The organism is Pseudomonas sp. GD04158, assembly GCF_029834875.1.
Classification (GTDB): Bacteria; Pseudomonadota; Gammaproteobacteria; order Pseudomonadales; family Pseudomonadaceae; genus Aquipseudomonas; species Aquipseudomonas hydrolytica.
Map to the genome: position 1 here is coordinate 1 of NZ_JAODYT010000136.1, position 5,991 is coordinate 5,991.

General features: G+C 66.9%; 4 protein-coding genes and 1 pseudogene. All 5 read left to right on the forward strand.

The window, feature by feature from the left end; translation table 11 throughout:
* A pseudogene (locus tag N7333_RS23715) lies at positions 1-357 on the forward strand (MFS transporter); the annotation flags it as partial.
* Positions 358-695: 338 nt separating this feature from the next.
* Positions 696-2,426 (forward strand): PHB depolymerase family esterase, encoded by a 1,731-nt coding sequence (locus N7333_RS23720; protein ID WP_129483657.1) that lies wholly within the window; start codon positions 696-698, stop codon positions 2,424-2,426.
* 348 nt (positions 2,427-2,774) lie between these two features.
* Positions 2,775-3,860, forward strand: a complete 1,086-nt coding sequence (locus N7333_RS23725) for a TRAP transporter substrate-binding protein (RefSeq protein WP_012020127.1) — start codon at positions 2,775-2,777, stop codon at positions 3,858-3,860.
* A gap of 72 nt (positions 3,861-3,932) precedes the next feature.
* The gene (locus N7333_RS23730; protein ID WP_012020126.1) at positions 3,933-4,520 is read left to right on the forward strand and encodes a TRAP transporter small permease subunit; all 588 of its coding nucleotides are present in this window, start codon (positions 3,933-3,935) and stop codon (positions 4,518-4,520) included.
* 16 nt (positions 4,521-4,536) lie between these two features.
* The gene (locus tag N7333_RS23735) at positions 4,537-5,907 is read left to right on the forward strand and encodes a TRAP transporter large permease subunit (RefSeq protein WP_003242484.1); all 1,371 of its coding nucleotides are present in this window, start codon (positions 4,537-4,539) and stop codon (positions 5,905-5,907) included.
* Positions 5,908-5,991: the final 84 nt, after the last annotated feature.

The window sequence follows — 5,991 nt, forward strand, 5'->3', positions numbered from 1 at the left end:
GGCGTGACCCGCCTCGGCGCGGCATTGACGCTGGGCTCGTTCGCCCTGCTGGGCCTGGTCGAGGCGCTGCCGTTCGAGGCCCAGCTGGGCCTGATCGTGGTCGCCGCCATCGGCTTCGACTTCGCCATCCAGGCGACGCTGGTCGCCCATCAGACCATCGTCTACGGCATCGACCCGCCGGCGCGCAGCCGCCTGAATGCGGTGCTGTTCACCGGGGTGTTCGTCGGCATGGCGAGCGGTGCCGGGCTGGGCAGCATGGCGCTGGCGCAGTGGGGCTGGAGCGGGGTGGTGGCGCTGGCCATCGTCGCCTCCTGCGGTGCGCTGCTGGTGCGGCTGCTGCCGGCATCCAGGCCGTGACGGACCTGGTCGAGCGCATGCCGGTGGAGCGGGGCAGGGCGCTCTGGGACGGGGCGCTGCCGGCCCGGGGTCTGACCCGCTGGACAGCCTCCTCCCGACTTCTGGACACAAAGGGCCGCTGCGCGGGCGCGGGCCGGATAAAACTGTCCGAGATCTTGGAAACGACCTGCGCTTCAGCCCGCCGCTGACGCCAACTCATTGAAAACATTGGGCCTTGCCGGTTGGCATGAATATTCCAAAGACGTCAGGGCGAGCGTCTGGCGGGCAGCCGCAGTTCGGAGCTGTCCCAGGGTGGTTCGCGCACCTCCAGAAAACAACGTCAATAACGGAGTACGCCCATGACCAAGCAATCCTTGCCCCAAGGCATGGCGGATCAGCGTCTTTGCCGCTTTTTCACTGCTGCCCTGTGTTCCCTGCTGATGATCCTGCTGTGGCCGACCACGGTCACGGCGGGGCAAACCTTCTCCTACACCTCCCCGCAACAGGCCTACAGCGGCTCGCGCGAGCGCAGCTACAAGGTGTATGTCCCTACCGGCCTGAGCACGCCTGCCCCCATGGTGATGGCGCTGCATGGCTGCCGGCAGACCAACGACGACGTGCTCAACGACTGGGGCCTCAAGGCGGCGGCGGATCGCTACGGCTTCATTCTGGTGGCGCCCTTCATCACTAGCTACGACGGGCTGCGCAACGAGAACTGCTGGGGCTTCTGGTTCGAGCAGCACATCCACCAGGGTGGCGGGGAGGTCGCGGACCTGCATCGCATCGCCCAGCAGGTGGAAGCCAACTTCGTCATCGACGCCAACCGGCGCTTCATCACCGGCCTGTCGTCCGGCGGCGCCATGTCCCTGGTCGCTGCCGTGGCCTACAACGAGTACTGGGCGGCGGCAGCGCCGGCGGCAGGCCTGCCGTACCGGGAAACGGCGTCTTCGGTCTCGCTGTCCGGGCAATGCCCGGGCTCGGCCACCTTCCGCAGCGTCAGCCAGGTCGCGGCCGACATGCGCAGCGAAGTCAACGACGCCTACCCGATTCCCCTGATGATTCTGCAGAACAGGAACGACTGCACCGTGCTGCAGACCGCGGCCAACAACATGCGCGACGCCCATCTGCAGGTATTCGGCAGCGCCAGCCGCAACACCCCGGCGACCACCAAGGCCTCCGATACCGGTTGCTCGCCCTACCATCAGAACGACTACGGCTGCCGTCACATCGCCTACACCCAGGACGGCACCACGGCGACTCGCTCGCTGGTGGAAACCGTCATCTACGACGGCCCCCTGGCCACGCCCAACCCCCAGGACACCAACCACGGCCACTACTGGATTGGCGGTGCCCAGGGCAACAACGGCAAATGGTCGCTTCAGGTCGGCCCCAGCTATCCCGACATCATCTGGGACTTCTTCAGCCGCCACAGCCGTGACGGTAGCCAGCCGCAGGGGCATCCGGTGATTGTTCTGCAGGGCGACAACCCGCTGTCGGTGCCGCTGGGCAGCACCTTCAATGATCCCGGTGCCAGCGCCAGCGACGCGGAAGACGGCAGCCTGCCGGTCAGCGCCGACTGCAGCGCGGTGAACCCGAGCGTCGTCGGCAGCTACAGCTGCCTCTATTCGGCCACTGACAGCGACGGCAACCGCAGCACGCTCACCCGTACCGTGGAGGTCTACGATCCCAACGCCCCGGTGGAAACCTGCCAGGTCGTCAGCGCCTCGCCCTCCGTCCACATCGGCGCCGGTCGCGCCTACGCCGGCGGCACCTCCAACCTGCGCGCCTACGCCAAGGACGACGGCGTGGACATCGGTGGCTCGTTCGACACCTGGAGCAACGTTCCGCTGTACGAGGGCGAGCCGGGACGCTGGTACGCGCAGCGGCCCGCCGCCTGCGGCGGCAGCGGCCAGGCCTTCACCTGCCAGGAGTGGAACGCCAGCAACCTCAGCCACGTGATGGCCGGCCGTGCCTATTACGGTTACTACACCGTCGGCGGCAACCAGTACCTGGGCAGCCTGTCCGGGCTCAGCACCTGGGTGCGGGAAACGGCTCAGGGCCATTTCCAGGCCGGACGCTGCAGCAACTGAGGCGACGCCTGGCGGGCAGGAGCGTGCCCGCGCACGGCTGAAACGCGAGGCGAGTGCGGCCGACGGCTCGCCTCTTAGGCTGTCCACCGCCGCCAGACATGTCCGTATTTCTGGACATGTCTGGCGGGTGCTTCGCGTAACTGTCCAGATTTCAAGACTTGGCCGCCGTGCTGGCGGTGTGAATGCGCTCTAACTCGCTGTTTTATAAGGGCGCCGGAAGCTGGCATAGAGATCGCATTGCCACACAGGCTACTGGCAGGCGCTGCCGCGGCGCGGAGCATTCCGTGCAGGCGCGAGCGACCTGACCGTTGTTCGAAAACAACTACAACAACAAGAAGGAACTCCAGCATGTCCGTCACACATTCGTTTTCCCGCCTGACCCTGGGTATCTCCGCCGCCGCGCTGCTCGCCGGCAGTCTGCTGGCCAGCCCGGCGATGGCCAGCGAGAAGATCCGCTGGCAGGTGCCCCTGGCCTTCCCCTCCCACCTGGTGGGCCTGACCACCCCGGTCAAGCACCTTTCCGAATCGCTCAAGGCCATCTCCGGCGGCGACATCCAGCTGCGCTACTACGAGCCGGGCGAGCTGGTGCCGCCCTTCGAGATCATGAACGCGGTGAGCAGCGGCAAGTACCCGGCCGGCTACACCTGGATCGGTTATGACCAGGGCAGCATCCCGGCGCTGCCGCTGTACTCCGGCGCGCCCTTCAACATGGAGCCGCCGGCCTACCTGGCCTGGTACTACCAGGGCGACGGCAAGAAGCTGCTGGAAGAAATCTACGCACCGCACAAGATCCACCCGATGCTGTGCAGCATCATCGGCCCGGAAGGCGCCGGCTGGTTCGCCCGGCCGATCGAGCAGCTGAAGGACTTCGACGGCCTGCGCATCCGCTTCGCCGGCATCGGCGGCAAGGTGCTGGAGAAGCTCGGCGCCTCGGTGACCATGATCCCCGGCGGCGAGATCTACCAGGCGCTGGAGCGCAAGACCATCGACGCCACCGAGTTCTCCCAGCCGGCGATCGACAAGATGCTCGGCCTCGACCAGATCATCAAGAACTACATCATGCCGGGCTGGCACCAGACCCTCACCACCTCGCACCTGCTGGTCAACCAGGACGTGTGGAACAAGCTGACGCCGCAGAGCCGCGCGCTGATCGAGATGGGCTGCGAGTCGGCCACGCTCAAGGGCTTCGCCGAGAGCGAATGGGCCCAGCCGGCCGCCCTGGCCGCCTACCAGCAGGAAGGGGTCAAACCGCAGGTGCTGCCCGAGCCGGTGCTGCGCGAACTGCAACGCGTGAGCAACGAGGTGCTGGACGAGATGGCCGCCAAGGACCCGATGTTCAAGCGCGTGCTGAGCAGCCAGCGCGAGTTCATGGCGCAGCACGCCACCTGGCACGGTATGGGTTACCTGCCACGGGACTACTACCAGCACGACTGATCACGCCCAGTGACCCTGCACGGGCCCGGCCATGCCGCGGCCCGTCGCGCCTTCCTGCCCGAGGTTTTCCCGATGCAACACCCCACATCCGCCGCTGCGGCGCTACCCCATAACCGCCTGTCCAGCATTCTGGACCGTCTCGTCGCCGCCATCGGCAAGGCCAGCGCCTGGCTGTGGCTGGCCGTGCTGCTGGTGGTGCTGTGCAACGTGTTCAGCCGCTTCATCCTGTCGCGTGGCTCGATCGCCCTGGAGGAGCTGTCCTGGCACCTGTTCGGCGCCGCCATGATGCTCTCGCTGGGCTACGCCGTGGTGCGCGACGACCATGTGCGCGTCGACGTGCTGCGCGAGAAATTCCCCCTGCGCGCCCAGGCCTGGATCGAGCTGCTGGGCATCGTCCTGCTGGCCCTGCCGGTGATCGTGCTGATGATCGACAGCCTGCTGGCCTACGCCCACACCGCCTTCGTCTACATGGAGCACTCGCAGGCGCCGAGCGGGCTGCCCTATCGCTTCGTGTTCAAGAGCGTGCTGCCGCTGGGGCTGATTCTTGTGGCCATTGCCCTGATCGCCCGCGCCTCGCGCTGCAGCACCCTGCTGCTGCATTTCCCGCGGGCCATCGATGCGCCCGACGAGCCCGCCAACGGCGCTCACCCGCACCCCTGATCACGAGGCTGAAATGATGGGTCTGGAACAAATTCTGGTTATCGCCATGTTCGCCAGCTTCATGGGGCTGCTGCTGCTCGGCTTTCCCGTGGCCTGGTCGCTGGCAGGGGTCGGCCTGATCTTCGCGGTCGTCGGCCATGTGCTGGTGAACTATTTCGACGCCGAACTCTGGTTCACCTGGAGCGGCACCATCGGCGTGCTGGACGCGCGCATCTACGGCATCGTCGCCAACGAGCTGATGGTGGCGCTGCCGCTGTTCATCTTCATGGGCATCATGCTCGACCGCTCCGGCATCGCCGAGCGCCTGATGCACAGCCTGGTGCGCGTGCTCGGCCCGCTGCGCGGCGGCTACGCCATCACGGTGGTCATCGTCGGCGTGCTGCTGGCCGCCTCCACCGGCATCGTCGGTGCCTCGGTGGTGCTGCTCGGCCTGCTCTCGCTCGGCCCGATGCTGCAGGCCAACTACAACAAGAGCCTGGCGGTGGGCACGGCCTGCTCGGTGGGCACCCTGGGCATCCTGGTGCCGCCGAGCATCATGCTGGTGCTGATGGCCGACCGCCTGGGCACACCGGCGGCTTCGGTCGGCAAGCTGTTCATGGGCGCGCTGATCCCGGGCATGCTGCTCGGCGTGCTCTACGTGCTGTACATCCTGATCGCCGCCTGGCTGAACAAGGACTTCGCCCCGGCGCCGAAGGATCGTCAGCCACTGGACATGCGTGCCCTGCTCGACGTGCTGCTGGCCGTGGTGCCACCGCTGGGGCTGATTCTCGCCGTGCTCGGCTCGATCTTCTTCGGCATCGCCACCACCACCGAGGCCTCGGCCGTTGGCGCGGCCGGCGCGGTGCTGATGGCCTGGTTCAGCCGGCGCCTGAATCTGGCGGTGATCAAGGACGCGCTGTACCAGACCAGCCGCACCACTGCGTTCATCTTCGGCATCTTCATCGGCGCCACGGTGTTCGCCGCGGTGCTGCGCGGCCTCGGCGGCGACGACGTGGTGCGTGCGGCGCTGACCAGCCTGCCGTTCGGCCAGACCGGCGTGCTGCTCACCGTCCTGTTCATCACCTTCCTGCTGGGTTTCTTCCTCGACTGGGTGGAGATCACCCTGATCGTCCTGCCGCTGGTGGCGCCGGTGCTGTTCGCCATGGGCGTGGACCCGCTGTGGTTCGCCATCCTCTTCGCCCTGTGCCTGCAGACCTCCTTCCTCACCCCGCCGGTGGGCTTCGCCCTGTTCTACATCAAGGGCGTGTGCCCGCCGGGGATCACCACCCGGCATATCTACCTGGGGGTGCTGCCGTTCATTGCCCTGCAACTGCTCGGCCTGGCCCTGGTGTTTCATTTCGAGGCCCTGGCCACCTGGTTGCCCAACGAGGTGTATGGCGGCCCGTGACCGTCATGGCTGCATGCGCAATGCCCTGCCCACGCGGCAGGGCTTGCGTCATTACCTGGATCAACCGATGGAGGCGCAACTGCC